We start from the raw sequence: 26269 nt of genomic DNA on the forward strand, positions 1-26269 counted from the left end.
CGCCTGCCTCACCATCCGCCGTCTCCGATCAGCGCGGCGGCGGCCTCGGTCAGCCGTGCGTCCGGCACCCGCCCCACCAGGGCGGCGGGCGCGTCGCGCAGCCAGGTGTTGCCGCCGAGCCACCAGTCCGCGGCCCCCCACGGGTCCTGGTCCGACAGCAGCATTCTGTTGATCCGCTGCACCACCGGCCGTGGCTCACCGGTGTCCGGGTCGAACTGGAACTCCGGGTAGCGGTCGCCGCGTTCGGGATCGGACAGCCGGATCAGCCCGGCCCCGGTGGGATCCTCGGCGGCCGTGCCGGTGAGCTGCTCCGGGCCCCGCGCGGGGGCGGTCAGCAGCCGCTGCCGTACCGCCCGCGCGATCTCGGCGCTCTCGGGGTCCAGCGCCGGCCAGTTCACGGAGTCCAGCAGCCGGATCAGCTCGGCCAGCCGGTCGGTGTCCGGCAGGACCGCGGAGGGCGCGGCGCCCCCGGACCTGAACTGGTCCAGCTTTCTGCGCAGTTCCATCTCGCGGGGGAGGGGCAGCAGCGCCAGCCGCACCTGCCGCACCGCACCGCGCATGGCCCTGGCGTCGTCTTCGGCGGCCCGCAGCCGCAGCACACTGTCCTGGAAACCGCTGAACTGCGCGGCGGTGAGCGAGGCGCGGATCTCCGGCAGATGCCGGCGCAGCAGCTCCAGGAGATCGTCGGTGGTCATGACTGTCGTCCTTCCACGGGTGCGTGGGGAGCGGGGTTGCCCTGGTGGATGAATCCGGCCCAGGAGACGGCCCGGACCAGGCCGCCCGCGTCGCTCTGCGTCTCGGCCAGCAGGAGTCCGGTCAGCCCGGGGACGGGACGGCGGTCGTGGTCGAGCATCCACAGCTGGGCGGCGCGCAGGGCGTCCGGCGGGGCCAGCCCGGCGACGGTCAGATGGTGATGGAAGACCACCATCAGCGCGGCGGAGGCGCTGTCCGAGACCTTCCACCGCGAGCCGACCACATCCGTGGCGCCGCGCGCCAGCAGTGCGGTGGTCGGGGTCAGCGCCTCGTCGTGGTCACGGCTGCTGAGGTCCGTCTCGCAGGCGCTGAGCACGATCAGCGGCCCGGTGGCGGCCCGTTCCCCGGTGGGTACGCCGAGAATGCGCGTCACCGTCAGCCTGCCCGGGTCCGGGGTGTCCGCGGGGTCGGGGGCGTCCGAGGTGTCCGGGCCGGCCAGGTGGAGGGCCGAGTCGGTGGGCCGCAGCCCGGCCAGGCCGTGCACCACCAGGTGCAGCAGCGAGGCGGCGGGCGCGGCCGGGCCTCCGGGGAGGTGGGAGAGCACGTCATCGGGCGTGCCCAGCGCGTTCCCGGGCGCGTCCTCGTGCCAGCCGTAGAGCAGGGCCTCGGTGTAGTACGCGGTGCGAAGGGCCGTCACCTCGTCCTGCGCCCAGGTCAGATCCCCGCTGGGGTCGGCCACCAGCACCGCGCGCTCGCTCGCGGGCACCCGGCCGCGCCGGGCGGCCCGCAGGAACTCACCGCCGGACGCGGCGTACGAAATGACCGCGCCCTCGCAGGCGTACGTGTACGGGCGCCGCGCGTTGGCCCGTGGCCGGGGGAGGCGGGCCGCGTGCCACGGCACGGCACCGAGGTTGCCGCACGGCACGAGGACCAGCCGGACCGGCGCCTCCCGCTCCCCGCGACCGTCTCCCGCCTTCCCGCGCCCGCCGTCCTGCGCTTGGGCGTCCTGCGCTCGGGCGTCCAGCGTGTCCAGCGTGTCCAGGACGGGGGCGAGGACGGCCGGGCCCGCCCAGTCGCACAGCGCCTCCAGCGCCGTCTCCCAGTCGCGATGCGCCTCGGCGTGGGCGTCCATGCCCTGCTCGGACATGGCGGACCGCCGGGCCCCCGCGTCCAGATAGCGCTCCAGCGGCTCGCGGCCGAGCGTGCCCAGCCCCGGCAGCGGCAGGGCGGTCGGCTCGCCGGCGCTCCGCACCAGGACGGCCACGCCATCGGCGGTGCCCTGCCCGGGGACCAGATACACCAGGGCATCGGCGCCGGTGGCGCGCAGCCCGTCCCGCAACTCCCCGATGCCGGGCGCGCCGAGCAGCCCGCGCAGCGGCGCCTCGCCGCTGTCCCGCCGCAGCACGTCCAGCGCGCGGCGGCGCAGCGTGCTGGGGATCTCGACGCCGGGGGCGGCCCCGGAGGGCATGACCCGCGCGAGCGTGTTCCGGACCTCCTCCGGGGTGCCGCCGCCGATGCCGGGCGCGAGTCCGCCGCCGGCCGGCGCGGCCTGGGCCGGGAGGTCCCGTACGGCGGTCCGCCACTGCTCGGCCAGCTCCGCCTCGCCGCGGGCGGCCAGCTGCTCCGGGACCCCGGCGGCCGCGGCCGCGGCGCGCAGCACCAGCCCCCGCCCGTTCTCCAGCGACGTCACGGCCTCCTCGATCCGGCCGTCCACGGCGGCCCAGTGGGCGGCGAGCAGCCCACGGCTGGCCCCCGCCCTGGCCACCTCGAGGCCGTGCTCGGCGCCGAGTTGCAGCAGGACGTCCTCGGCCAGCACCCACAGCGAGGCATGGGCGGTGGCGACGGCCGCTCCCGTGTCGTCGCGCTCCCGGTCGTCGCGCAGCCGGTACGCCTCGGCCAGCTCCCACAGCAGCTTCTGCCGGATGTCCGGGCTGGTGCGCTCGGTGAGTTCCCCCCTGGCCCGTTCCAGCTCCCCGACCGCCTCCTCCAGGTCGGAGCGGTCGCCGGTCGACCTGTGGACGGTGAGCAGTGCCAGCCCGATCCCCTGCCGGATCCACACCCGCTGGTCGGGGGTCGAGGCGGGGCCGTCCAGGGCCCGGCGGGCCCTGGCCACGGCCTCGGAGACCCGCGCGGGATCCGGTTCGATCATGGAGATGAGGGCCAGCAGGGGCGCGCACTGCGCGTCCATGAGGGGCTGGGCGAATGTCGGAAGCCTCGGGTGGTTCACCGCCTCCTCGAAGTAGGCCACGCCGGCCCGCAGCGCGGGGATCCCGCCGTCCAGCGTGGCCAGGCTCAACTGGGCCTGGCCGAGCAGGAAGAGCACCAGGAACTGCCATTCGCTGCTCTCGCCGGTCTCCTCCAGCAGGTCGAGCAGCTCGTCCAGCAGGTCCTCCAGCGTTTCGGTGTCCCGCTCGTCCAGCGCCTCGTTGAGACGCAGCTGCAGGTGCATGCTGCGGGTGCACAGCCTCAGCCCCTCCGCGCCGGGCCCGGTCGCGTGTGCGGATTCGAACACCGCGGAGGCGGGGCCGAAGAGCGCGTCGAGGCGGGCACGCGCCTGGTCGCGGTCCGTGAGGTTGCCGCCCAGGATGTTGGCCGCGGCCAGCAGTCCGGGCGATATGACCCCGGCCATCCAGTCCACCCGGCCGGATCCCGCACCGGCGGCCGTGTCGATCAACTCGGCCGCCTCGGCCAGCCGGTCGGCGTCCCCCGTGCGCATGCCGTGCGCCATGCGGCTCATCGCGGCGCGCATCGCGGTCTCCGCCTCTTCACCGGCCGGTCCCTTGCTCACCTCATTGACCAGGGCCTCCAGATCCTCGGTCCGGATGGTGCCGGGCACTTCGAGCTCCAGCATGAGGGCGGCCTGTGCGAAGGTGAGGGCGGTCTCCTCGGGGGGCTCCGTCAGCAACTCCGCCGCAGCGCCTTCGCCCGCCTCGCCCGCCTCCCCGGGTCCGGAGAACTCGGCGGCCAGGCCGCTCAGGGCCCGCATCAGATCGGAGTTGCGGCCCGGCAGCCGCTGCGCCATCTGCGCGGCCAGGTCGGCCATCTGCTCGAGGTCCCGGGAGCGCACGACGGCGGGCACCCGCTCGAGGATGTCGGCCGCCCAGAACAGGGATTCGGCGGCGTCTTCGGGGAGCGTCGGCGCCAGGTCGGCCACCAGACCGCGCAGCTCGGTCAGATCGGCGGTGAGCTCAGGGTCCCCCAACGCCACTCGGCGCCCCATGTCGAAGGACTCCAGGAGACGGGACAGCGTGCCGTCCCATCCGGCCGTCATGCCGGGCGTCAGCAGCAACCGCACCAGGTGGAAGGCGGCGGCCCGCTCGTCCCGTGGTTCGAGCGCCTCAGGGGCGCGGGCGGCCCGCAGCACCCGCAGGCCCCTACTCCGGTCGTCGTCCGTGGGGTTGCGCCCATAGCGCTCGGCGTACAGTCCGCCGAGCCGGGCGCGTACGGTGCACAGCAGCGCGTCCCCGTCCGGTACGGCCGCCGCCAACTCGGATTCCAGGTGGTCGAGTTCGGCGATGCGCTGGTCGAGCAGGGCGGGGTCGGCGGTGGCGGGCGGCCGAGTGCCGTCGGGCGCTCGCGTGGCCGCCGGGCCGTCGGACGAGCCGTCCGAACCGGGGCCCTTGGAACCGGCGCTCTTCGAACCGGGGCCCTTCGAACCGGCGCCGGCCGCCGGGCTCTCGGGTGGGGGCGGGGCGATCCACGCCAGCGCGTCGGCCGCGGCCCGTTCGGCGCGGTCACGTAATGCCGCGAGGTCCCTGCCGTGCATGAAACGTCCCCCTTCGTCATGCCGCTCTCATCATCCGCCCATCCGCGCGAGCACAGGAGTCCTTTGATCGCTCTTTCCGGAAACCGACCAGAAGACGTCCGCGAATCGCCCGGTCGGACTCGTCCGCGGCGTACACGCTCCGGGGCGAGGGCGGCGCGGATGGCTCCCGGACCGCCCCCGGGTGACCCTCGGGCCGGGCACGTGCCCCCGGCACAACCCCGCCCACCTGCGGCAAAGGGGAAAACGGACATGAGGTGAATCGCGTGACATCCCGTCACGCCCGGTGAGACACCTTTACCGATGCGTGACCAAATGTGTGGGTGGCGTGCTCGACCGAGCCCTACTCTCGCCGGTGACCCAACGTTTCTGCACAGGATCCCCGCGGCGAAAAGGGTGGAACGTACATGTACGGCACGATCGACGGGTTCAACTACGGGGCCGCCACCCCGCTGGCGGCCTACCTCATGGCCTGTCTGGGAGCGGCCCTCGGCTTACGCTGCACCGCCAGGTCGGTGCGCACCCAGCGCTCCTGGAAGGCGGGCTGGCTCGCGCTCGGGTCCGCGTCGATCGGCTCGGGCATCTGGACGATGCACTTCATCGCGATGATGGGGTTCCATGTGAAGGAGACCCCGATCGGCTTCGACATACCGATCACCCTTCTCAGTCTCGTCGTGGCGATCGTCGTCGTAGGCATCGGCGTCTTCATGGTCGGCTACCGGGGCACCTCCCCGGGGGTGCTGCTCTCGGCCGGTGTGTTCACCGGACTCGGCGTCGCGGGCATGCACTACATCGGGATGTCCGCGATGCGCATGCAGGGGCATCTGGAGTACTCCGTGCCGACCGTCCTGCTCTCCGTCCTGATCGCGGTCGTGGCCGCGACCGCCGCCCTCTGGGCCGCCGTGACCATCCACGGCTTCCGCGCCAGCGTGGCGTCGAGCCTGGTGATGGGGGTCGCCGTGACCGGGATGCACTACACGGGCATGGCCGCGGTCAGCGTGCGGCTGGACGATGTGCTCAGCGCCTCCGTGGGCGGCGAGGCGCCCGCTTCGCTCATCCTCCCCATGCTGATCGGCCCGGTGATCTTCCTGGTGATCGCCGGGACCATCATCATGTTCGATCCGCTGCTCGTCCTGGGCGAGGGGGAGTGGAACGAGAAGAAGGCGGACAGTGCGCGCAGGACCCCGCCACCACCGCCCCGGCCGGTCTGGCCGGTCTGGCCACCGGAGGAGGAGCCCGCTCGGGCCCGGACGAGCCGCCCGGCCCCGCGCCACGGCCGGCGGGAGTACCGCGAGTGGTGAATCCACGACCGTTGCGGGGCACGACGAGGCGGCCGTGACCCGCGCGCGGAACGGACACCGGACCGCCGCCACGGCCACCCCGCCGCACCCCGTGTGTCCTAGTGGAACCGGTGCGCTCCCGACCAGCCGGGATCCCCGCTCATGGCGAAGCGCACCCACGCCCCGTGCATCTCCGCGGCCAGCGACGGCGGGATGTCCGGTCCGAGCAGTCCGTTCGCCGTACGGAGCGCGGGCAGATCGGTGGTGTCGAAGACGAACGGGAGCTCCACGGCGTGGCATGCGCCGAATGGCCCACCCCGCCAGTCGAAGTCGTAGGTGAACGCCTTGTCGGAGCGGGACACCAGCCGCTCACGGGCGTCGCGGAAGATCGCGTCGATGGCCGCGCGCTGTTCCGGCCGCTGGTAGAGCAGCGACTCCTGGGTGTTCGTGCCCACCAGCAGATCCACCGGATGCGGCGGCGGCGTGTCGTCGAGCCCGTCGAGCACCACACCGAGCGGCGACAGCCTCGGCCCCACCCCGGGCACCTCGGCGAGGCCGGACACCAGACGCTCGTCGGGGATGTCGGCGAACGCCTCGGCCGTGGCCGGAACGCCCAGCCGGTCCGCCAGGGCCCGGGTCGTCTCCGCCGCCTCCGCGCCGGTCAGGGCGTGGAGCCCACCGCTCTGGCTGATGGCGCCCCGGAACAGCCCGGCGGCCTCGGGCGTCACCAGCAACGCGCTGATGATCATTCCTCCGGCCGACTGTCCGAACACCGTGACCCGGTCCGGGTCCCCGCCGTAGTCCGCGATGTGCTCATGCACCCATCGCAGCGCGGCGAGCACGTCCAGCAGGCCCCGGTTGCGCGGGGCGTCCGGCAGATCGAGCCAACCCAGGGCGCCGAGGCGGTAGTTGAGGGTGACCAGGACCACGCCGTCGCGGGCGAAGGACGTCCCGTCGTACGCCGGCGCCTGGCCGGTGCCGGAGAGGAACGCGCCGCCGTGCACGAAGACCATCACCGGGGCGTCTCCGTCGGTCCGTGGCGTCCAGACGTTGAGCGTCAGATAGTCCTCGCCACGCACCCAGCCCGGACCCATCAGCGGGCTCAGGTCCGCCGGGAACCGCCGCTCGGGTGCCGGAGCCGTCGGCCCGGACCCGTCGGCGCCAGGTGCGGCGGGAACGCCGGGCACGGGGGCCGGTGCGGCGAATCGCGCGGCACCGGTCGGCCCGGCCGCGTACGGGATGTTCCGGAACACACTCATCGCCATGCCGCCCACTCCTTCACCGCGAACCGCTCGCCGTCACGCCGCACTTCGGCCGCGCTCGCACCGGGAAAATGCGCGGGGAACAACAACACCCCCTCGTCCGCGGCCTCGCCCAGCACCCGGCGCCGGGAGACCCGCGCCCGGGACTCGTCCTCGTCGAAACAGGGACAGGCGTCCGGCTCCACGATCTGCAGCGGGCTGTGCATCAGATCGCCCACGAAGACCGCCCGATCCGTACCCGACCGCAGCCGCACCACCGACGAGCCGGGGGTGTGGCCGGCGGCGGGCTCGATGCGCAACCGGGCGTCGACGTCGTAGTGGTCGCCCTCCCACAGCACGGCCTGCCCGGCCCGGTGGACCGGGGCGACGCTGTCCTCGAACACATTCGTCATCCGGGGGCCGGAGCGGGTCCGGTGACCGTTCTCCGGGTTCCAGTAGTCGAAGTCGACGCGGGGGAGCAGGTACTCCGCGTTGGGGAAGGTCGGCCGCCACTCACCGTCCGCCCATGAGGTGTTCCAGCCGACGTGGTCCCCGTGCACATGGGTGCAGATCACCAGGTCCACATCCTCCGGGCGGACCCCGGCCGCGGCCAGCTCCCCGAGGTAGTTCGTGTGCAGATGGTGGAAGGCCGGCATGCCCGGCCGCTCCCGGTCGTTGCCGATGCCCGTGTCGATCAGGATCGTCCGGCCCTCGCTGCGGAGCAGCCAGGTCTGGATCATCGTGCGGATCTCATCGGCGGCCGGATCCAGGAATTCGGGGGCCAGCCAGCTCTCGTGCGCGCTCCAGTGCTCCGGGGCCACGTCGGGAAAGATGAAGCCACGTGGCAGACCCCTCGGGGCCACCTCTACCACGCGGGTGATCTCGACGTTTCCAAGGGTGATGGTGTCCATGTCTCCAGCCTGCGCGCCGGCGGGCGCCCGGCGGTATCGGTCAGATGACTGCACCACGGACTAGAGTCTAAGGATGACCATGGTCGGGCGGGAGAGCGAGAGCGCGGCCGTACTCGGTCTGACCAGCGGTGTACTGATTCTTACGGGTGAACCGGGCGCGGGCAAGAGCACCCTGCTCGGCCTCGCGGCGGATCGTCACCGGGGCCGGGTGCTGCGGATGACGGGCAGCGAGAGCGAGGCGAACCTGACGTTCGCGGGGCTGCATCAGCTGCTGCGTCCGGTGCTGGCCGAGGCCGCGCGGCTGCCGGGGCGGCAGCGGTCGGCGCTGCTGGGGGCCATGGGCCTGGGGGACGACTTCGAGGGCGGCGGGGGCGGCGGCTTCGGGAGTCCCGGCTCCGGGGACGGAGGCTTCGGGGGCGGTGGGCGCGACGGCACCGGCCTCGGGGGCGCCGGGTGCGAAGACGTCCGCCCCGGGGGCGTCGGGGTCGGCGACACCGGCCGTGACGACCCCGGGCGCGGCGGCCCGCCCGATCGGCTGCTGCTCGGGGTCGCGCTGCTCACCCTGCTGTCGGACCTCGCCCGGCAGTCGCCCGTCCTCGTGGTCGCCGACGACCTTCAGTGGATCGACGCAGGCTCGCTGGAACTGCTCGCCTTCGCCGCCCGGCGCATCGGCGACGAACCCCTCGCCGTGCTGGCCGGGGCCAGGGACCGGGCGGGCGAGGGCGCCCGGGGCGGGGCCACGGCGCCGTTCTCCGGCTTCCCCCTGCTTGACCTCGACCCGCTGGACGCGACCGCCGCGGGCCTCCTGCTGGACCGGCAGCCGTATCCGCCGACCGGCAGCCGCCGGTTGCGCATCCTCGACCAGGCCGCCGGAAATCCGCTGGCGCTGATCGAACTGGCTCGGGCGAACGGCGCCTGCGGCGCGGACACGGCCGGCTCCGCCGACGGGGAGCTCCTGCCGCCCACCGATCGCCTGATGCGGGTCTTCGCCGCCGACCTCGAGGCCCTGCCCGAGACCACCCGGCAAACGCTGCTCCTGGTGGCGGCGGACGACCGGGCGGTGACGGGCCGGGCCGAGGCACTGGCCCCGGCCGAGGCCGCCGGACTGCTGCGGATCACCGGCGGTGGCCGCGACGGCTGGCGGGCCCGCTTCCGGCATCCGCTGATCAGGTCCGCCATCTACCACTCCGTACCGCTGGCCGCCCGCCGTCAGGCGCACCGCGACCTCGCCACGCTGCTCGGTGCCGAGCCCGACCGCCGGGCCTGGCATCTGGCCGCGGCCGCGGAGGGGCCGGACGAGGAGATCGCCGCCGCGCTGGAGGAGTCGGCGGCCAGGGCCCGGGAGCGTGGCGGATACACCGCCGCCACCACCGCGCTGGAGCGGGCCGCCGAGCTGAGTCCCGGTCGGCGCGACCGGGCCCGCCGCCTGGTGGCCGCGGCGGGCGCCGCGGTGTCCACCGGACAGCCGCACTGGGTGCGGAGGCTCGCCGCGCAGGCCGCCGCGCTCACCGACGACCCGGAGCTGTCGGCCGAGGCATCCCTGCGCGTGGGCCAGGTGCTCACGCTGAGCACCGAGCACGACACCGCGATGTCCTTGCTGCTGCGGGCGGCGGAGGACCCCAAGCTGCGCCGGGTCGCGCTCTCCTCGGCGTCGGTGGCGGGCTTCTACTCGGGCGACGAGGAATACCGCCGCACCGTTCAGGCGCGGGCACACGACGATCCCTGGACGCTCGCGGTGACCGACCCCACCGCGCACCGGTCCGAGCGGGTGGCGGCGATCCCGGCGCTGGTCGAGCGGGCGGACGGCGACCCCGCCCGGCTCATCTCGCTCGGCGCCATGGCCTGGCTGCTCGACGAGACCGCACTCGCGGTGCGGATCTTCGACGACGCCCTCCACCGCTGGCGGCTGGGCGGCTCCCTGCCCATCGGTCTCGGCTGCTCGGCGGGGTGGTCGTACCTGGACCACGGGCGGTGGGCGCAGGCCCGTACCGCCGCCGTGAACACCAACTCCGCGGGCGCCGGACTGCCGCATCTCGACGCCGCCGCACGGTCGCTCGAGGCCGCCGCGCTCGCGCTGACCGGACGGACCGATGAGGCCCGTACCGCGGGCTCGGTCGCGCTGTCCCTCGTCGACCCGCACCGCAGCCGGGCCGTCGCCGTCCGGGCCCGGTGGGCGCTGGGCATGGCGGCGGTGGCCGACGGCGACCATGTCGGCGCGTACGAGCAGTTCCGCCTGCTGTTCACCGCCGACGGCGACCCCGTCCACTACGCGTGCTCCTACCCGGGGGTCGCCGAACTGGCCGCAGCGGCCGTCCGCACCGGCCACGGCGCCGAGGCCGCCGCCATCGTGGAGCGCACGGCCGACCGGCTCGCCGAGGACCCCTCGCCCCGGATGCGCATCCTGATCCACCGCGCCCGCGCACTGCTCGAACCGTCCCGGGCCGAGCCGCACTTCACCGCGGCCCTCGCCGAACCGGGGGGCGGCCAATGGCCGTTCGAACGCGCGCAGATCCTGCTGGACCACGCCGAATGGCTGCGCCGCCGCCACCGCATCACCGAGGCCCGCCACCAGCTGAACACCGCGCTGGAAACCTTCCGGCGTCTCGGCGCCCCCTCCTGGATCGACCGCACCCAGGCCGAACTGCGCGCCGCCGGTGTCGAATCCGCCCCCGCCGGCCCCGACGCCCTCACCTCGCTGTCCCCACAACAGCAGCACATCATCCGCCTGGCCGCGCAGGGCCTGAGCAACCGCGAGATCGGCGAACGGCTCTTCCTCTCTCCCCGCACCGTGGGCTCGCACCTCTACCGCAGCTTCCCCAAGCTCGGCGTCACCGCCCGCTCCCAGCTGCGCGACCTGATCGAGGCGTCCGGCCAGTCGTAGTGGCGGTGGCCATGTGCGCTCCCGGCGCTCGCCACCGGCAGGGCAGCTCCACCGCGATGACCGTCGGCCCGCCGCGCGGGCTGGTCACCGTCACCGTTCCATCGAGCGCGGCGACCCGGCGGCGTATCCCGAGCAGCCCGAGGCCACGTTCGGCGCCATGTCCGGGGCCACGTCCCGGGCCACCCGTCTCCCCGGCACCGGACCCGCCGTCGGCGGCCTCGGCGCCACCTCGTCCCTCGTCACGCACCGAGACACACATCCCGCTCGGGGTACGGGCCAGCCGTACCTCGGCCCGGTCGGAGCCGCTGTGCCCGGCCACGTTCGCCAGCGCCTCCGCCACCACGAAGTACGCGGCCGCCTCCACCGCCGCCGGTGCCCGTGCGCCGTCCTCCAGGCCGTCCACCCGCACGGTGACATCGAGCCCGCTGCTCGCCGCGAGCGCCCGTACCGCCCCGGCCGGACCACGGTCGGTGAGGACCGGCGGATGCATGCCACGCACCACATGGCGCAGCTCCGCCAGGGCCTCGTCGGCCAGGTCCTGCGCGTCGTCCAGCATCCTGCGCGCCGCCGTCGGATCCCGGTCGTACGCCCGCTTGGCCAGTCCGATCCGCAGGGAGAGGGAGACCAGCCGCGCCTGGGTGCCGTCGTGCAACTCCCGCTCGATACGGCGCAGTTCGGCACCGTGTGAGGCGATGGCACCAGCCCGGGTGTCCGCCAGCTCCTCCACCCGCCGGGCCAGCCGGGCCGTGGCCCGTGCCGCGTGCCGCATTCGCCTACCCATACCGACGAGGCTAGAAGACCGGCCGGGCCCGCGCGGGAGAGCGGGCCGCCCCTTCGAGGGTGGAGCCCGCTACACCCCCATGCCCCGCCCGGGGCTCACCGGCATGGACGCATCAGGGTGCGGGTAGGGGCCGGGGGAGTCATGGTGGAGGAACCGGTCCGCCCAGAAAGGCACCCGATGACGGATCTTCAGGAAGTGGACCGCATCGCCGCGGCCGACCACCACTTGGCGGTCGTGTCGACGACGCGTGCCGACGGCTCGGTCCAGGCATCCGTGGTCAACGCCGGGATCGTCGGCCATCCGGTCTCCGGTGACCAGGTGGTCGCCTTCGTCACCTACGGTCCCGCCAAACTCGCCCATCTGCGGGCGCGCCCGCGGGCCACCGTGGTCTTCCGCGCCGGATGGAACTGGGCCGCGGTCGAGGGCCGCACCGAGACCGCGGGGCCCGACGACCCGTTCCCCGGGATCGACCCGGAGCGTCTGCGGCTGCTGCTGCGCGAGATCTTCACCGCCGCGGGCGGCACCCACGACGACTGGGCGGCCTACGACCGTGTGATGGCCGAGCAGCGGCGCGCCGCGGTCTTCGTGCACCCCGAGCGCGTCTACGGCAACTGACCCCGTGGTGGCGCCGGGGCCACGGGACTGCCCCCGCGCCACCGCGCGGTGACTGGTCAGAGCGGGTCGAGGAACGAGCCCCACGTGAAGACGGCGGACTGCGACAGTCGTTCGCTGTCCTCGAGCCTGATCGTGTCCCAGTCGGAGTTGTCGGGGTTCAGCGATGTCTCCTGACGATAGAAGCCATCATCCGGGATCAGGCAGTCCTCCCACGTGTACCAGTCCGCGCCGAGGTACACGTTCAAGCGTTTCGCGTCCCCCAGAATCTGCTTCCAGTCGTAGTTGCCGGCTGCCAGCTGGATGCGGCGGTCGATGCATACCTTGTCCATGATGGGCGTGGGGTGGGCGTCCAGGAACTGTTCCCTGGTGTTGAAGGCCGTCGGGTTGTCCTGGGCGGCCGCCGAAGCCGCGTTCGGTGCGCCGAGGACGGCCACGCCGAGCAGGGCGGTGAGAGCCAGAGTGATGCGCGAAACGCGTGCCACGATTGTCTCCTCTCCGATGGGATCGGGCATCCAGGCTCAGCCACCCCGGTGGGGACCCGTCCCGTGGCCACCGTCACCCGGCGTGACACCGGCGTCGTCAGAAACGGACGCGGCCGTCCCCGTCGACCCTCGTCGCGGGGGCCAGCTCCTGGGAGACCTCTTCGACCTGCCGCAGGATCCGCCGCGCCGTCGAGGCCGAGGGAATCACCGGCTCGCCGTCCGCGGTGAGCTCGACCGGATGGAGGCGCAGCCGGGGCGGGCCGTCCCCCAGGGCCACCTCGAACACCGCGCTCTCGAACCACGGCCGGTCGAACATCCGCTGCTTGTAGCGGGAGGGCGGGCGCCGGTCGGCGGGAGCCACCTCCTCGCAGGGATGGAACAGGAAGTTCCCGGTCGAGTAGAGGATGAGGCCGTCCCCGTACCGCTCGACCGGATGGAGGCAGTGCGGATGGTGTCCGATCACCAGATCCGCCCCGGCGTCGACAAGCCGCCGTCCAAGCGGCTGCTGGTACTCCGCCAACGGCCCCTGGTTGCTGGGCAGATAGCACCAGGGAACACCCCAGTGCACCGCCACCACCACCGTGGCGGCCAGCCCCTTGGCCCGCCGGACCGTCTCCTCGGCACGCACCACGTCGGCCTCGCGCGCCTTGGTGCGGACATACGGCACGGTCCCGGGCTGCTCCTCGATCAGCACGCCGTCGAACTCATAAGCCTGCTCGACCCGCACCGGCGCGATCCCGGGCCGGTGCGAGGTGGCGTTGAAGCCCGGCGGCAGAGCACAGCACAGGCTCAGAAAGGCCACCTCGGCGCGGCCCCGGCCGGAGAGCCGGACGGCGCGCAACGCCTCGTCGAGGTTCTCCCCGGCCCCGGCGTGGGCGACCCCGACCTCGTCCAGAGCCGCCCTGGTGCTGCGCAGACCCTCGATGCCGTAGTCGAGCGCGTGGTTGGTGGCCAGCGAACAGGCGTCGAAGCCGAGCCGGGCCAGCTCGGGGGCCATATCGCCGCCCACACGGAAGGCGACCGGCTTCTCGGCCGGATACCCGGTGTCGGTCAGCGGGACCTCGAGGTTGCCGATCGTCAGATCGGCGTCCCGCAGCAGCGGCAGCGCCGAGGTGCCGGCGGAGAGGTCCCCGTCGAGGGCCACGGCCGGTCTCCGGGCGACCACCACGTCCCCCACGGCGATCAGCTTCATATGCCACTCCTCCCGCTCGGGCCGGTCCGCGACGGGATCAGGCTACGCGGGAGGCCGGGAGCTGTCGGCCGGGTGTCGGGCGGGGTGCCGGGCCGGGTGTCGGGCCGGGTGTCGGCCGGGCCGGTCAGCCGTCCGCGCGGAGGATCATGCAGGTGGTGGTCGCGTGGGCGATCAACTTCCCTTGTTCGTCCAGCACCCTGCCCTCGGCGGTGGCGGTGCGGCGACCGGCGTGGAGGACGGTGCCTTCGGCGCTGAGGGTCTGCCCGTCGGTGCGGGCGGCGCGGATGTAGTTCACCTTGAGCTCCAGGGTGGTGTAGCCCACCCCGGCCGGGAGAGTGGTGTGAACGGCGCAGCCCATGGCCGAGTCGAGCAGGGTGGCGGCGATGCCGCCGTGCACGGTGCCGAGGGGGTTGGCGAAGTCGGGGCGGGTGTCGAGGGAGACGACGACGCGCCCGGGGTCGACCTCGTCGAAGCGCATACCGAGGAGCCGGCCGATGGTGGGAACGTCGGTGGGACGCTCGGACTGCACCCATCGCATGAGGTCGAGGCCGGAGAGGGTGGTGAGGTCGGTGGTGGTCACAGGCGTTCCTTGCGGTCGTGGTGGCCGCGCCGTTCGGGATCGGTACGGTGCGGGAGCCGGTGGGGCCGTCGGTCAGAGGGGCGGCCAAGGGTGTTGTCAGCCGAGGGGGTTGTCCTTCGCACGCAGGGCGGCCAGTACGGGGGCGTACATCCGGGCCTTGATGGTGCCGAGGGTGTCACCGGCCTTGCCCGCCTGCGCCGCCGCGAGCTCGACGGCGGTCGACCGGACGGAGTCCTCCGCCGCCGCGTGGTCGACGACTCCGGCGGCCAGCGCGTCATGGCCGCCGTAACGACGAGCGGTGACCATGGCCTCGTGGGCGGTCCGCGGGCTCAGCCGGCCCTGGATGAGCGCGGACATGCCCGGGGTGAAGGGGATGTTGATGTCCGCCTCGGGCAGACACCAGAAGCCACGGTCGGCGCGCATCACCCGGACGTCATGGGCCAGGGAGAACATCGCGCCCGCCGCGAAGGTGTGCCCCTGCAGCGCGGCCACGGTCACGAGCGGCAGCGACAGCATCCGGGCCAGGAGTCCGTGGACGGAGGTGACATAGTCCTGGTGCTGGTCGGCGTGGGCCAACAGCCAGGCCAGGTCCAGGCCGTTGGAGTAGAACTTGCCGGTGGCGGCCGTCACCAGGGCACGCGCCCCCTCGGCCTTCTCCACCTCGTCCAGAGCGCCGTCGACGGCGGCGAGCCAGTCGGGGTGGAAACGGTTCTCGCCATCCCCGAGGTCGAGTACGAAGACGTTGTCCTGGCGGTCCAGCGTGGGCATGGCTGCTCCTTCACACAGGGCTGTGTCGGCCGACGGGCCCGCGCGCCACCCATCCGGCGGCCCGCGGATCACGGCGGTGGTTCACCGTGGCTTCACGGCGGTTGGTTCACCGTGGTTTCACGGCGGTGGCGCGTCGCGCTCGCGGGCGGGATCCGCCGACGAGCCGGCGGTACGCAGAGCGTGGGCCAGCAGGTCGTGGATCTCGACGGCGGCCGCCTCCAGCGGGGCGGTGCTCCGCTCGGCCCGGCACATGATGACGGCGCCCTCCACCGCGGCGATGATGAACGCGGCCAGCCGCCTTCCCCGCTCCTCCGGCAGACCGTGCCGGACGAACAGGGCGGCCAGCGCCTCCCGCCAGCGGGTGAACGCCGCGGCCGCGGAGCGGGCGAGCTGCGGGGCGTCGTCGTTGGTCTCGACGGCCACCGCCACGACGGGGCAGCCGATCCGGAAGTCGTTTTCGACGAGCCGTCCGCGCCACAGCGTGAAGAACGCGTCGACCGCCTTCACCGGGTCATCGGCCCGCACACCGGTCTCGATCAGCCCGGCGATGAAGTCACCGGCGAGCGCCACCGCCTCATCGATCAGCTGCGCCCGCCCGCCCGGGAAGTGGTGGTAGACCGAGCCACGCGGGGCCCCGCTGTGCGCGAGCACCCGGTCGATGCTCGTGGCGCTCGCACCGTACTCACGCAGTAGCGCCGCGGCGCTCAGCACCATCCGCTCACGACTGTCGCTCTTGCGCCGGGTCATGCCACCCACCACCTCCCTTACGTGTGGGTAACTTATGCTCCATGACATAGAACATGCAAGAGCCATCGGCGAATACAACCGGCCACCGGCCGTTGTCCGAGGGCGTCGTCATGGTCGTCCGCTGCTGGACGTCAGCTATCTCAGCGAAGCCGAACTCGCCGACCCCGAGCTGCGGGCCATCAACGCCGGAGCCGCCGAAGAGTTCTCGTACTGGAGCATGATGGGTAGCACTCTGGCCGAGGCCTGCGCCGCCGACCAGGTCCGCCACGAACCCGACCGGGGATCGCGTTCTCGCGTCTCGCCGACCGGCTCGCCGAGCTCGGCCTGCCGCTCGGCGTACGGGACTACGACGCTCTCCGGGACGGAGAGTTCACGGTGGATCCGGGAGGGGAACGGTCGCGCCGGACATCATGGTCCTGCGGTTCCAGAGATAAGCGGGGTACTGGTTGGGCCGCGCGGATGCGCTGATGCTTCTTCCCGCAGGCCAGTTCGTGGTTGCCCGGGAGATCCGGGGGAGCATCCGTTGTTCCCCTCTCATCCCGTTTGCCGCGGCGGCCTGAGTGCCATGAAGCGCATCACTCTCGGAGACGATCATGCCGAAACACCTTGTCCGCCGCCTGGCGGTGTCCACTGCCGGCGCGGTGATCGGACTTACCGCGGTCTCGTCAACAGCTGAAGCGGCCGCCCCGCCCCTCTCGCACCCGCGGATCGTTGCCCACTTCGACCGTCCGGCCGGGCAGGTGGCGGAGAGCGTCATCGTGCAGCCGGACGGGTCGGCGGATGTCGGCCTCATCCTGTCGCGGCAGGTGGCTCACGTCACGCTTGGCGGACGTGTTGAGGTATTGGCAACCATGCCTCTCCCCGCGGACGGGGGCGTGAACACCCCCGGCACCGGGTTCGCTGCCGTGACGGGGGTCGAACGAACCGGAGATGGAACCGTCTACTTCCTCTACTCGGCAGGAGACGAACACCTCACTGGTCTATGGAAACTGCGCCCGGGAGGCAAGCCGGAACGCGTCGCCGCCCTGCCGGCCGCGAGCTTCCTCAACGGACTTGCCAGGGACGACCGTACGGGGGACTTCTACATCACTGACTCCACCCAGGGCAGAATATGGCGGGTCGGACCGCACGGCGGAACTGCCAAGCTCTGGGCCGCGGGAGAGCATCTCGCCCCGGTTCACTTCTTCGGCGCCAACGGCGTGAAGGTGCACAACGGAGCTGTATGGGTCTCCAACATCGATCGGGGAACGATCCTTCGTATACCGCTGACGGGCAAGGGAACAGCTGGTCCACATCAGATCAAGGCATCCGGACTCGACAGTGTGGATGATTTTGCCTTTACCGGTCGCGGGGATCAACTGCTGGCCGCACTCAATGTCCCGAGCAAGGTGGTTCTCATTACTCCGGGCAAGGCCGACCGTATCGTCCTTGATGAGAGCGATGGTCTGCAGAACACCACATCGGTGGCGGTCGACGGCGATGCGGTCTACGTCGCCAGCGGTGCGCTCACCACGGGCGGGGATGCGAATCTCCTGACGGCCCGTCTCGGACACCTCGGCTGAGGCGGCAGCAGGTTTGCCCGGCAGCTCAATCGTCCGATTTATCCCAGGAATGGCAGTACCATGCTATCGACCGCAGGGTCGGTCACAATGGGGAGATGAGTCGTCCAGAGAATTCGCTGGGTAACACGCTGCGTGCATGGCGTGCCCGGATCACGACTGAAGACGTTGGACTGCCGGCCACCCGACGGCGACGCACCGTTGGCTTGCGCCGCGAAGAGCTTGCTCTGCTGGCCGGAATATCCACGGACTACCTGCTGCGTCTCGAGCAGGGCCGGGCGCTGCGTCCATCTCGGGACGTCGTGGCATCACTTGCCCGCGCGCTGCAACTGACTACGAATGAAACCTGCCACTTGCACCTGGTGGCCGGGCTTCTTCCGCCGACGCCCCAAAACGTCCCGCATCAGATGCCGCCTGGTGTGCAACGGCTCGTCAGCCGCTGGGGGAACATTCCGGTGGGAGTGTTCTCCGCCTCATGGACCTTGCTGACATGGACATCCATGTGGGCGGCCTTGCTGGGTGACCCGTCCCTTCGACCGCCAGAAGGACGAAACCTGGTGCGCGCGGCGTTCAAGGAGCCGCCAGGCACGGGTCATCCGCTCTTTCCCATCGAGCAGAGCATCACCGAATTCAAAGCCGCTCTTGTCGCAGACCTTCGGATCACGCACGGCGCGTATCCGCATGATGAGGAATTGAGAGTTCTGATTGCTGAGGTCATGAGCGGCAGCGAAGAGTTCCGAGGCATGTGGCGTACCCCGGCGCTCGGCTCACGCCTGGGTGGCCACAAACGCCTGCGGCATCCGCTCGTAGGGGAGATAAGCCTCGACAATGATGTATTGAAGGTGCCCGACCACGATGTGCGGATCGTGACCTATACGGCAGAGCCAGGAACTTCGGACGAGGAAAAACTGGAGTATTTGCGAGTTGCCGCCACCCAGACCGCGCTGCCGTTGCCATCCGGCTGAGCCGGGCAGGTCGGCAACGGGGGAGGAGCGGTGGCGTCGCGCGCCGCGCCGGGTGTGGTCCTATGGCACCCGCGCTGTCCACTCTTCGTTGCTGTATTTCACGAGAGCGAGTTCTTCGGCGCGTGTCATCTCCTCGTCGGTGACGTGCCCCTGGGTGAGGCCGTAGCGGGCGCGGAAGGAGCCGAGCATGCGGTCGATGATCTCGGCTCGGGGCAGGCCGGTCTGGCGGCGTAGCGGGTCGACGCGCTTCTTCGCGCTCGCGGTGCCCTTGTCGGACAGCTTCTCCTTGCCGATGCGCAGCACATCGAGCATCTTCTCGGCGTCGATGTCGTACGCCATCGTCACGTGGTGCAGTACCGCGCCGTCACCACTGGCAAGGCGCTTCTGCGCGGCACCGGCGATCTTGCCCTCCGCGGAGGCGATGTCATTGAGGGGCTGGTACCAGGCCTTGATGCCCATGTCGCCGAGCGCGGTCAGAACCCAGTCGTCGAGGTAGGCGTAGGAATCGGCGAACGACAGGCCGGAGACGAGAGAAGCCGGTACCGAAAGGGAGTAGGTGATGGTGTTCTCGGCCTCCACGAACATGGCTCCGCCACCGGAGACGCGCCGCACCACCGTGACTCCGTGACGGGCCGCGCCCGCGGGGTCCACCTCGTTGCGGAGGGACTGGAAGCTGCCGATGATGACGGCCGGGCCGCCCCATTCCCACACCCGCAGCGTGGGCGGCCGCCGTCCGGCGGCGACCTCGTCGGTCAGCACCTCGTCCAGGGCCATGTGCAGCGCCGGGTCCTGCGGCCCGTCATGGATCAGCTGCCAGTCGTGGTCCGTCCAGTCGGTGGCACGGGACAGCGCGCGTCGCACCGCGATGCCCACGGCCTCGGGGGAGAAGCCGAACATCACGGTGTCGGCCGGCAGCCCCGCCCTGACGCGGGCGGCGAGCGCCTGTGCGTCGGCGTCGGTGGGCGCGCCCTCCAGAGCCCGGTCGATGGCGTGCAGCGCCTCGTCCGGTTCCAGGAAGAAGTCGCCCGCCACCCGCACTCCGCGCAGCGCGCCGTCGTGGACCTCCAGATCCACGACGACCAGCTTGCCGCCCGGCACCTTGTACTCACCGTGCATGTCCTGCACCCCTCCTGTCTCCGCCCTGGCGCTCCCGATCATTATCCCGCGCCAATGGCCGGATCCCGCGCAGTGACCGGCTTCAGGCCACAGCGCGGGAGAGGGGGCGGGGTCAGGCTCCGGTGGTCGAGCCCGGACGGACGATCATGAGGATGGTCACCGTCGCCCACAGCAGGTTGAACACGCCCGTGAACATGGCCAGTTGGGCGGTGTCGGACCGTTCCAGGGCCTTGCTCGCCCCGAGGCTGTCGATGAGTTCGCCCTGACGGGGCAGGACGAAGGCGACCAGGACGCCGGCGGCCGCGGCCGTCAGGGCGATGGAGGCGGTGAGCCAGCCGCTGTCGAGGACGCCCATCACGGCGGCCGTGGCGAAGCCGAAGACGGGCACGGCCAGGCCCATCGTGGCGTAGACACGGCAGATGCGGTGCAGCAGCCGGACCGTGCCCAGGTCCGCCTCGCCCTCGGCGGCGGCCGCGTGGGCGTTGCGGGCCGCGGGCGGGAACATGCTGGCGGCCACGGTGACGGGGCCGATCGCGACAATGGCGGCGAGGACGTGCAGGGAGAGCAGGATCTTGGTCATCGGGTGGCGTCCGGCTCCCTTTCGAACGTGGCGGGCACCAGCGTCTCCTTCCGAGTGTGGGGCGGGTGGTGCCCGCCCCACGCTAGGGAGCCGGGAGAAGATCACCCAGGGGCTGAAATGACAGAACCCAACGGATTCTCGCCACGCCGGGCCCGGTGGCGACGTCTCATCCCTCGACGTACTGCGCCACGTCTCATCCCTCGACGTACTGCGCCACCCCGTGTCCGAACGACCAGTCGGCCGACTCGTTCTCGGTCAGGGTGATGAACACGTTCCGCGGCTCGGTCCCCGCGTACTCCTCGGCGAGTTCGGCGATCCGCCGGTACAGCGCCTGCTTCTGTGCCGGTGTGCGCCCCGAGCGCATCGTGAGGGCGACGTAGACGATGCCGTCGTCGCGCGGCACATCGAGGTAGTCGTCGTAGCGCAGCATGCCGCTGATGCCGTCATGGCTGGTCAGGACCTGGAACCGGTCGTTGGGCGGGAAGCCGATGGTTTCCACCAGCGCGTCGTGCACGGCGCGGCCGAGCGCGTCGAGCCGGTCGGCGTCGGCCCGCAGTGCGTCAATGCGAACGAAGGGCATGTCGGGGGCTCTCTTTCGGGCAAGGGGGGAAGGTCGCGGGCTCAGCGGACATGGGCGGTGAGCAGGCCGAGCGCCCCGTCCATCGCCCGGGTGTACACCTCGGCCGAATCGGCGGCGCGGGCCAGCACATAGCCGCCCTGCAACACCGCGACCAGCGCGGTGGCCGTGGCCACCGGGTCGAGCCCGGTGCCGAGCTCGCCGCTCGCCCGGCCCTCCGCGAGCAGCCCGGCCAGCCGGTCGGTGAGCCAACCGAAGGTCTCCTCGACCGGCCGGCGCAGCTCCGGATCCGCCATCACATCGGGGTCCTGGGTGAGACGGCCGACCGGACACCCCTTCAGCGCGTCGCGCTCCCGCCGCAGATAGGCGGTGATCCGCTCGACCGCGGTGCCGGGACCGCCGAATTCGGCCTCCGCCCTGCCCCTCAGCTCCTCGGCGCTGCGGCTGATCGCGGCGAGCGCCAGGTCGGGCTTGCCGCGGAAGTGGTGGTACATGCTGCCCTGGCCCGCTCCGGAGCGCTCCTGGATCGCCTTCGGGCTCGTGCCCACGTAGCCGCGCTCCCACAGCAGCTCACGGGTGCTTGCGATGAGTCGTTCCCGGGTGTCCATGGCCACGACCCTACATACTAGTAGGTACAAAAGGAAACGCGCGGACGGCTCCTCGGTGAGAGGATCCCCCCGTACTGCGCGCGCTGGTTCGGACGGTGGAAGGTGACGATGTACGCGATACCCCTGGGCGAGGAAGGCGCGGAGCTGCGCCCGCTGGAGCCGTGGCAGGCCGAGGAGTTCCTCACCCATATGGACCGGGGACGGGAGTTCATCGGGCAGCACATCGCACTGGCGGACGCCGTGGCCGACCTGGAGTCGGCGCGGGCGTTCCTCCAGGGGTACGCGGACAAGGCGGCGGCCGACGCCGGGCGGATCCACGGCATCTGGACGGACGGCAAGCTGGTCGGCGGGGTCCTCTTCCGCACGATGGACGTCGAACAGCGCACCGCGGAGGCGGGTTGCTGGCTGGAGCCGTCGGCGGTGGGCAAGGGACTGGTGACCCGCGCCACGCGCGTGATCATCGACTGGGCCGTCGAGGAGCGTGGCATCCACCGAGTGGAGTGGTGGGCGGCGGCCGCGAACGAGGCCAGCATCGCCGTGGCCCGGCGGCTGGGGATGACCAAGGACGGTGTGCTGCGGGAGGGCCGTCTGCACCGGGGCAAGCGGCATGACATGGAGATCTGGTCGGTGCTCGCACCGGAGTGGCGGGCGGTCCGGCGGCCCTCCTGATGGGAACCTGGACCGACGCCTTCGTCGCGCCCGCCAGGCCGGACCCGCTTCCGCCGGAGTCCTTCGGCCGCCTCGTGGTGGACCTGGCCCGGGAGCGGGTGGTCCGGACGCCGTGGTGGCTCCTGGCGGGCAGGCTCTGTGTCAACGCGAGCCTCAACTGGGTCAGCGTCAGCGGACAGGCGCGCTATGACCGGCCCGCCCCGGGGACGTCGCTGCGCACCGAGCGGCATCCCCTGTGGCAGGAGGACGACGACCCGCCACCCTGGGGCGATTCCCATGAGGAGGCCAGGCTGCTCGCCACCGGTGAGTCGATACGCCACCTCCTCCCGGCCCTCCGGGTGGCTCCCTACGGCCGGGAGGACATCGCGGTCGTCTTTCCCTGTCTGGACTTCCGCCACCGCGGCGTCTCCGACTTCCTGATCTGCGCGGACCACCGCACCATGCTGGTGTGCTTCGCCCTCGCCCGTCCGCAGATCCGCCCGCTCGCCGCGGATGACACGGCGGAGGCCGGCGGGGAGGTGCATCCGGTGCGGACCTGTGTGGTCCACACCTACAAACTCGCCCGCCGGATCGGCCCGGCCTCGGCCATCACCGCCATCGCCGCCCGCCACTTCGGCCCCGACCTGGTCACCGGCAGAACCTGGGGCTGACGGCCGTACGCGACCTGGTCAGTGGCGGCGGGCCACGGTGATGATCTCCGGACTGGTGTCCGTCAGCGGCCCGCGCTCCCAGTCCCCGTACTGCTCCGCCACGGCCAGCCCCGCCTCGTCCAGGAACCCGGCCAGCGCGTCCGGGCCGAGGAACCGCAGGGTGCTGCGGCTCAGCAGGGGCCGATCCCAGCACGGGCCGCTGTAGGTGTGCGTGGCCGCGACGAGATCGCCCCGCACCGGCGTCTCCACCTCGCACACACAGCGCACCACGGCCCCGGCGGCGTCCACCACCTCGCCCGAGTACCGCACGTCCCAGTCCTCCCACTCCCGCATCAGCGGATTGCGGGTCTCGAACACGAAGCGGCCATCGTCGGTCAGCGCCGTGGCGATCGCGGTCAGCGCACCACGCAACTCCTCGTCTCCGAGCAGCGTCTGGAAGGCGTGGCCGACCATCACCACCAGCTCGAACTCACGGTGCCATCCCGGCGCCGAGGCCAGGTCGCCGAGCACCCACTCCACATCCGGGCACTCCCGCGCCACCTCCAGCATCCCCGCCGCGGGATCCAGCCCGCACAGCCGCCCCTTGTGCCCGTCCTCCCGCGCCCCGCGCAACAGCGCGCCCGTGCCGCACCCCACGTCCAGGACGGAGCGGGCGGACATCACCAGGGGCAGATAGAACCCGAAGTCCCCGCGCTCGTCCCAGGGACAGAACAGGTCGTACAGCGCGGCCAGCCGGCGATCGGAGAACTGCGTGTCCACCATGGCCGTCACAGTGCCCCCGGACCGGCGGGCGCGCAAGGTATGGCCCCGGCCGATGGTGCCGTGGACCAGCCGTCATACGATCGAAACGGGCCTTTGTCGTCTCCGGGAGCCTTCGATGTCCGACCCGACGCCTGACTCGTCCGACCCGGCGCCTGATTCGTCCGACCCGGCGCCCAAGCCGTCCGGTCCGAGCCCCGAATCGCTCGACCAGCGGCTGGCCGCCATCGCGCGCCATCCGTTCCGCGCCCCGTGTTCGTCGCCCAGCACGCGACCGCCACCTGCTGCCGTACCTGTCTTCAGCGCTGGCACCAGATCCCCAAGGGACGGGAGCTGAGCCGCGCGGAGCGGGCCCATGTGGTCGATGTGATCTGCCGCTGGATCGAGCGCGAGGTGGCGGGGGCGCGGACCAGGCCGGGTCCATAAGGTTTTTTGCCATCTACAGAGCCGGACGGTAAACCTCTCCGGGTCCGATCGCGTCTAGATCGACAACGGACGCACAACACCGGTGACCCCGATGGGGCCGGTTTCCCGGCCCCTATACACGCAGTGTATACATAGGGCGCATACACCCCGTGTATGCACTCAGTGTATAGAGGTGTGCGCTCCTGGGAACAACAGACGGAAAGGCATCCATGTACGGCAAGGCATTCGCCCCTGAGTACCAGGGCTCCCTCACCACCCTGTCCGTGAACTCGTCCCTGGTCGAGGTGTTGGCGGCGGGCACCGAGCAGTTGCGGGCGGCCGAGCGCGGCGGCTCCCCGGGCGAGGCGGCCCGCGCGGGGCTCGCGGTCGCCGAGGCGCACCGGAGGCTGGGGCAGGTGGGCGAGGCCGACCGCGAGTGGAAGGCCAGCTACCGGGCGGCCCGTGCGGCGGGGGACCTCGGCGCGATGGCATGGGCGCTGTGGAGCGGAGGCACCCTGGCCCGGCAGCGGGGCGCGCTGGCGTTGGCGTGGCGGCTGCTCGGCCTCGCGGCCGACCTCGGCGAGCGCGGCGGGGACATCGTCGTCCGTGGCTACTCGCTGGCCGGGATGGCTGAGACCGGCCGCATCCAGGGCGACTACGACGCCGTGGGCGCCCTGCACGAGCGACTCCTCGCCGAGGCACGGAAACGCGGCGAGGCACGCCACACCGTCTGGGCGCTCGAGGGCATCGCCCAAATGCACCGCAACACCGGGTCGTACGACTCGGCCCACGCGATGTTCGAGGAGGCCGCGGAGATAGCCGCGAAGGCCGACGACCGGCGCGGACACGCATGGGCGCTGCGGGGCATGGCCGACATCGTCTCCGTACGCGACGGGGACGTGGAGCGCGCGCTGGAGCTGCTCTCCGAGGCCGAACTGACCTGCCGCGAGATGAACCTGGTGAGCGCGCTGGCGTACAACCACAAGATGCGCGGCAATGTGCTCTACCGCGCGGGCCGCTACGAGGCGGCCCGCGCGATGTACCAGCAGGCGCTGGACGAGTTCCGCGACATGAGCGAGCCGCGTGGCGAGGGTCTCGCCCGGCTCGGGCTCATCAAGTCCCTGGCCCGGCTGGGCCGCGACCGTGCCGAAACCGCCGATGACCTGTCCGAACTGGCCGGTGTGCTGGAGCGGATCGGACTGCGGCACGCCCGCCGGATGGTGGACCGGGCCCGCGAGGAGTTCGGCCTCACGGAGGCCCTGGAGGTGGCGCTGTGACGACGACGTTCCCCGCGCTCCTGGGAGCGGACGAGACCACCGCCACCGCGGGCGAGATCCTCGGCCGCTGCCGGGAGTTGGTGCGCCCCGCGCTGGCCGACACGGTCGGGCGGCTGCACCCATGGGTGGCCGAGATGGCCGCGTACTCCTTCGGCTGGTGCGATGTGGGTGGTACGCCCGCCGAGGGGTCGGGCGGCAAGGGGGTGCGGCAGGCCCTGGCCGTGCTGTGCGCGGAGGCGGCCGGGGCATCCGGTGAGGCGGCGGTCGCCGGGGCGGTGGCGGTGGAGCTGGTGCACACCTTCTCGCTGCTGCACGACGACATCATGGACGGCGACCAGACTCGCCGCACCCGCCCCACCGTGTGGAAGGCGTACGGGACCGGCCCGGCAGTGCTCGCCGGTGACGCCCTGTTCGCGCTGGCAGTGGAGGCGCTGGCCGGTGTGGACGGCGCCGGAGCCGCGGCCGCGGTGCGGCAGCTGAGCGCGGCGCTGGGCGACCTCGTCCGCGGCCAGGCGGACGACCTGCTCTTCGAGTCGCGCCCCTGGACGGGACCCGAGGCGGTGGGGCCGGAGGAGTACCGCACGATGGCCGAGCACAAGACCGGCGCGCTGCTCGGCTGCGCCGCCGCCCTGGGTGCCTCGCTCGCCGGGGCGCCGGAGCCCACCGTGGCCGCCCTGGACCGGGCCGGACGGCACATGGGCGTGGCGTTCCAGGTGGTGGACGACCTGCTGGGCATCTGGGGCGACCCCGCGGTCACGGGCAAACCCGTCCACCGCGATCTGCGGCAGCGCAAGAAGACCTTCCCCGTGCTCGCCGCGCTGAGCGCCCGCGGCCCCGGTGCCCCGGCCGCCGAGCGGTTGGCCACGCTGCTGGAGGAGTCCCCGGAGCCGGAGTCCCCGGAGCCGGAGTCCCCGAAGTCGGAGTCCCTGGAGTCGGAGTCCCCGGAGTCCCCGGAGTCCCCGGACGACGCCACCACGCGCCGGGCGGCCACCCTGATCGAGCAGGCCGGTGGCCGCTCCGCGGCCCTGGAGGAGGCCGACCGCCACATCGCGGCCGTGGAGACATGCCTGGAGAGCCTGCCGCTCGCGCCCCGGGCGAGCGCGGAACTGCGCACCCTGCTGGGCTTCCTCGTACGGCGTGACATCTGATCCGCGGAGGGCTTACCGCCGC

General features: G+C 72.2%; 24 protein-coding genes and 1 pseudogene. 10 read left to right on the plus strand and 15 right to left on the minus strand.

Annotated features, from left to right (window positions below; genetic code table 11):
- Positions 1–8: 8 nt before the first annotated feature.
- Both J2Z30_RS07165 and J2Z30_RS07170 read right to left on the minus strand, forming a co-directional pair.
- Entirely contained in the window at positions 9–695 is a 687-nt protein-coding gene (locus J2Z30_RS07165) for a hypothetical protein (protein ID WP_044579751.1), read from the minus strand.
- Positions 692–4459 (minus strand): CHAT domain-containing protein, encoded by a 3768-nt coding sequence (locus tag J2Z30_RS07170; protein ID WP_044579752.1) that lies wholly within the window; start codon positions 4457–4459, stop codon positions 692–694. Before J2Z30_RS07170 ends, J2Z30_RS07165 begins: the two co-directional genes overlap by 4 nt.
- Positions 4460–4863: 404 nt before the next feature.
- Between J2Z30_RS07170 and J2Z30_RS07175 the strand changes: the two genes are divergently transcribed.
- Positions 4864–5757: an MHYT domain-containing protein gene (locus J2Z30_RS07175; protein WP_044579754.1), complete on the plus strand. Its 894-nt coding sequence runs from the start codon at positions 4864–4866 to the stop codon at positions 5755–5757.
- Between the two features lie 98 nt (positions 5758–5855).
- On the opposite strand, the gene J2Z30_RS07180 is transcribed toward J2Z30_RS07175, so the two are convergent.
- Together J2Z30_RS07180 and J2Z30_RS07185 are read right to left on the minus strand one after the other, a co-directional pair.
- A complete protein-coding gene (locus J2Z30_RS07180; RefSeq protein ID WP_044579756.1) occupies positions 5856–7001 on the minus strand; it encodes a carboxylesterase family protein in 1146 nt (381 codons plus the stop codon).
- Entirely contained in the window at positions 6992–7888 is an 897-nt protein-coding gene (locus tag J2Z30_RS07185; RefSeq protein WP_044579758.1) for an MBL fold metallo-hydrolase, read from the minus strand. The genes J2Z30_RS07180 and J2Z30_RS07185 overlap by 10 nt, the downstream gene beginning before the upstream one ends.
- Before the next feature lie 79 nt (positions 7889–7967).
- On the opposite strand from J2Z30_RS07185, the gene J2Z30_RS07190 reads away from it, so the two are divergent.
- Positions 7968–10769 carry a helix-turn-helix transcriptional regulator gene (locus J2Z30_RS07190; RefSeq protein ID WP_044579760.1) on the plus strand — a complete coding sequence of 934 codons (2802 nt, stop codon included), beginning with the start codon at positions 7968–7970 and terminating at the stop codon, positions 10767–10769.
- Between the two features lie 31 nt (positions 10770–10800).
- Here J2Z30_RS07190 and J2Z30_RS07195 read toward each other — a convergent pair.
- Positions 10801–11514: pseudogene (locus tag J2Z30_RS07195) on the minus strand (sensor histidine kinase); the annotation flags it as partial.
- A 213-nt stretch (positions 11515–11727) separates the two neighbouring features.
- On the opposite strand from J2Z30_RS07195, the gene J2Z30_RS07200 reads away from it, so the two are divergent.
- Positions 11728–12165, plus strand: a complete 438-nt coding sequence (locus J2Z30_RS07200) for a TIGR03618 family F420-dependent PPOX class oxidoreductase (protein ID WP_044579761.1) — start codon at positions 11728–11730, stop codon at positions 12163–12165.
- Positions 12166–12221: 56 nt separating this feature from the next.
- On the opposite strand, the gene J2Z30_RS07205 is transcribed toward J2Z30_RS07200, so the two are convergent.
- The 5 genes from J2Z30_RS07205 to J2Z30_RS07225 all read right to left on the minus strand — a co-directional run bounded on the left by J2Z30_RS07205 (position 12222) and on the right by J2Z30_RS07225 (position 15934).
- Positions 12222–12647, minus strand: a complete 426-nt coding sequence (locus J2Z30_RS07205; protein ID WP_044579763.1) for a hypothetical protein — start codon at positions 12645–12647, stop codon at positions 12222–12224.
- A gap of 97 nt (positions 12648–12744) precedes the next feature.
- Positions 12745–13839: a CapA family protein gene (locus J2Z30_RS07210; protein WP_052701805.1), complete on the minus strand. Its 1095-nt coding sequence runs from the start codon at positions 13837–13839 to the stop codon at positions 12745–12747.
- 124 nt (positions 13840–13963) lie between these two features.
- Entirely contained in the window at positions 13964–14419 is a 456-nt protein-coding gene (locus J2Z30_RS07215; protein WP_044579764.1) for a PaaI family thioesterase, read from the minus strand.
- A gap of 96 nt (positions 14420–14515) precedes the next feature.
- Positions 14516–15187, minus strand: a complete 672-nt coding sequence (locus J2Z30_RS07220) for an enoyl-CoA hydratase-related protein (RefSeq protein WP_044579766.1) — start codon at positions 15185–15187, stop codon at positions 14516–14518.
- Positions 15188–15304: 117 nt separating this feature from the next.
- The gene (locus J2Z30_RS07225) at positions 15305–15934 is read right to left on the minus strand and encodes a TetR/AcrR family transcriptional regulator (RefSeq protein ID WP_245387698.1); all 630 of its coding nucleotides are present in this window, start codon (positions 15932–15934) and stop codon (positions 15305–15307) included.
- Between the two features lie 593 nt (positions 15935–16527).
- Here J2Z30_RS07225 and J2Z30_RS07230 point away from each other — a divergent pair.
- Entirely contained in the window at positions 16528–17496 is a 969-nt protein-coding gene (locus tag J2Z30_RS07230) for an SMP-30/gluconolactonase/LRE family protein (RefSeq protein ID WP_044579767.1), read from the plus strand.
- 95 nt (positions 17497–17591) lie between these two features.
- The gene (locus tag J2Z30_RS07235; RefSeq protein ID WP_078957120.1) at positions 17592–18458 is read left to right on the plus strand and encodes a helix-turn-helix domain-containing protein; all 867 of its coding nucleotides are present in this window, start codon (positions 17592–17594) and stop codon (positions 18456–18458) included.
- 60 nt (positions 18459–18518) lie between these two features.
- Here J2Z30_RS07235 and lplAB read toward each other — a convergent pair whose 3' ends face one another.
- From lplAB to J2Z30_RS07255, 4 genes are all read right to left on the minus strand, one after another.
- The gene (gene lplAB, locus J2Z30_RS07240) at positions 18519–19574 is read right to left on the minus strand and encodes a lipoate-protein ligase LplAB (RefSeq protein ID WP_044579769.1); all 1056 of its coding nucleotides are present in this window, start codon (positions 19572–19574) and stop codon (positions 18519–18521) included.
- 112 nt (positions 19575–19686) lie between these two features.
- A complete protein-coding gene (locus J2Z30_RS07245) occupies positions 19687–20154 on the minus strand; it encodes a DUF2269 family protein (protein ID WP_044579771.1) in 468 nt (155 codons plus the stop codon).
- Between the two features lie 193 nt (positions 20155–20347).
- On the minus strand, positions 20348–20734 hold the full coding sequence (locus tag J2Z30_RS07250; RefSeq protein WP_044579773.1) for a tautomerase family protein: 387 nt from the start codon (positions 20732–20734) through the stop codon (positions 20348–20350).
- 41 nt (positions 20735–20775) lie between these two features.
- Complete coding sequence (locus J2Z30_RS07255; protein WP_044579775.1) at positions 20776–21339, minus strand: TetR/AcrR family transcriptional regulator; 564 nt, start codon at positions 21337–21339, stop codon at positions 20776–20778.
- A 108-nt stretch (positions 21340–21447) separates the two neighbouring features.
- Between J2Z30_RS07255 and J2Z30_RS07260 the strand changes: the two genes are divergently transcribed.
- The gene (locus J2Z30_RS07260) at positions 21448–22008 is read left to right on the plus strand and encodes a GNAT family N-acetyltransferase (RefSeq protein ID WP_044579777.1); all 561 of its coding nucleotides are present in this window, start codon (positions 21448–21450) and stop codon (positions 22006–22008) included.
- Entirely contained in the window at positions 22008–22658 is a 651-nt protein-coding gene (locus J2Z30_RS07265) for a hypothetical protein (RefSeq protein ID WP_209468598.1), read from the plus strand. The genes J2Z30_RS07260 and J2Z30_RS07265 overlap by 1 nt, the downstream gene beginning before the upstream one ends.
- 18 nt (positions 22659–22676) lie before the next feature.
- Here the strand turns inward: J2Z30_RS07265 and J2Z30_RS07270 are convergent, their stop codons facing one another.
- Positions 22677–23420: a class I SAM-dependent methyltransferase gene (locus J2Z30_RS07270; RefSeq protein ID WP_044579780.1), complete on the minus strand. Its 744-nt coding sequence runs from the start codon at positions 23418–23420 to the stop codon at positions 22677–22679.
- 249 nt (positions 23421–23669) lie between these two features.
- On the opposite strand from J2Z30_RS07270, the gene J2Z30_RS49390 reads away from it, so the two are divergent.
- The 3 genes from J2Z30_RS49390 to J2Z30_RS07285 all read left to right on the plus strand — a co-directional run bounded on the left by J2Z30_RS49390 (position 23670) and on the right by J2Z30_RS07285 (position 26247).
- Entirely contained in the window at positions 23670–23843 is a 174-nt protein-coding gene (locus J2Z30_RS49390; protein ID WP_308279818.1) for a DUF4186 family protein, read from the plus strand.
- A gap of 209 nt (positions 23844–24052) precedes the next feature.
- A complete protein-coding gene (locus tag J2Z30_RS07280) occupies positions 24053–25099 on the plus strand; it encodes a tetratricopeptide repeat protein (RefSeq protein ID WP_044579782.1) in 1047 nt (348 codons plus the stop codon).
- A complete protein-coding gene (locus tag J2Z30_RS07285) occupies positions 25096–26247 on the plus strand; it encodes a polyprenyl synthetase family protein (protein ID WP_078957122.1) in 1152 nt (383 codons plus the stop codon). The genes J2Z30_RS07280 and J2Z30_RS07285 overlap by 4 nt, the downstream gene beginning before the upstream one ends.
- Positions 26248–26269 lie beyond the last annotated feature (22 nt).

The sequence above is a fragment of the Streptomyces iranensis genome (assembly GCF_017874715.1).
GTDB lineage: Bacteria > Actinomycetota > Actinomycetes > Streptomycetales > Streptomycetaceae > Streptomyces > Streptomyces iranensis.

Excerpts from the sequence above, each read along its gene's own strand:
- J2Z30_RS07245 (WP_044579771.1), bottom strand. The coding sequence starts at position 20,154 with ATGACCAAGATCCTGCTCTCCCTGCACGTCCTCGCCGCCATTGTCGCG.
- J2Z30_RS07225 (WP_245387698.1), bottom strand. The coding sequence starts at position 15,934 with ATGACCCGGCGCAAGAGCGACAGTCGTGAGCGGATGGTGCTGAGCGCC.
- J2Z30_RS07200 (WP_044579761.1), top strand. The coding sequence starts at position 11,728 with ATGACGGATCTTCAGGAAGTGGACCGCATCGCCGCGGCCGACCACCAC.
- J2Z30_RS07210 (WP_052701805.1), bottom strand. The coding sequence starts at position 13,839 with ATGAAGCTGATCGCCGTGGGGGACGTGGTGGTCGCCCGGAGACCGGCC.
- J2Z30_RS07265 (WP_209468598.1), top strand. The coding sequence starts at position 22,008 with ATGGGAACCTGGACCGACGCCTTCGTCGCGCCCGCCAGGCCGGACCCG.
- J2Z30_RS07270 (WP_044579780.1), bottom strand. The coding sequence starts at position 23,420 with ATGGTGGACACGCAGTTCTCCGATCGCCGGCTGGCCGCGCTGTACGAC.
- J2Z30_RS07250 (WP_044579773.1), bottom strand. The coding sequence starts at position 20,734 with ATGCCCTTCGTTCGCATTGACGCACTGCGGGCCGACGCCGACCGGCTC.
- J2Z30_RS07235 (WP_078957120.1), top strand. The coding sequence starts at position 17,592 with ATGAGTCGTCCAGAGAATTCGCTGGGTAACACGCTGCGTGCATGGCGT.
- J2Z30_RS07220 (WP_044579766.1), bottom strand. The coding sequence starts at position 15,187 with ATGCCCACGCTGGACCGCCAGGACAACGTCTTCGTACTCGACCTCGGG.
- J2Z30_RS07165 (WP_044579751.1), bottom strand. The coding sequence starts at position 695 with ATGACCACCGACGATCTCCTGGAGCTGCTGCGCCGGCATCTGCCGGAG.
- J2Z30_RS07280 (WP_044579782.1), top strand. The coding sequence starts at position 24,053 with ATGTACGGCAAGGCATTCGCCCCTGAGTACCAGGGCTCCCTCACCACC.
- J2Z30_RS07230 (WP_044579767.1), top strand. The coding sequence starts at position 16,528 with ATGCCGAAACACCTTGTCCGCCGCCTGGCGGTGTCCACTGCCGGCGCG.
- J2Z30_RS07255 (WP_044579775.1), bottom strand. The coding sequence starts at position 21,339 with ATGGACACCCGGGAACGACTCATCGCAAGCACCCGTGAGCTGCTGTGG.
- J2Z30_RS07175 (WP_044579754.1), top strand. The coding sequence starts at position 4,864 with ATGTACGGCACGATCGACGGGTTCAACTACGGGGCCGCCACCCCGCTG.
- J2Z30_RS07180 (WP_044579756.1), bottom strand. The coding sequence starts at position 7,001 with ATGGCGATGAGTGTGTTCCGGAACATCCCGTACGCGGCCGGGCCGACC.
- J2Z30_RS07190 (WP_044579760.1), top strand. The coding sequence starts at position 7,968 with ATGGTCGGGCGGGAGAGCGAGAGCGCGGCCGTACTCGGTCTGACCAGC.
- J2Z30_RS07185 (WP_044579758.1), bottom strand. The coding sequence starts at position 7,888 with ATGGACACCATCACCCTTGGAAACGTCGAGATCACCCGCGTGGTAGAG.
- J2Z30_RS07260 (WP_044579777.1), top strand. The coding sequence starts at position 21,448 with ATGTACGCGATACCCCTGGGCGAGGAAGGCGCGGAGCTGCGCCCGCTG.
- J2Z30_RS07170 (WP_044579752.1), bottom strand. The coding sequence starts at position 4,459 with ATGCACGGCAGGGACCTCGCGGCATTACGTGACCGCGCCGAACGGGCC.
- lplAB (WP_044579769.1), bottom strand. The coding sequence starts at position 19,574 with ATGCACGGTGAGTACAAGGTGCCGGGCGGCAAGCTGGTCGTCGTGGAT.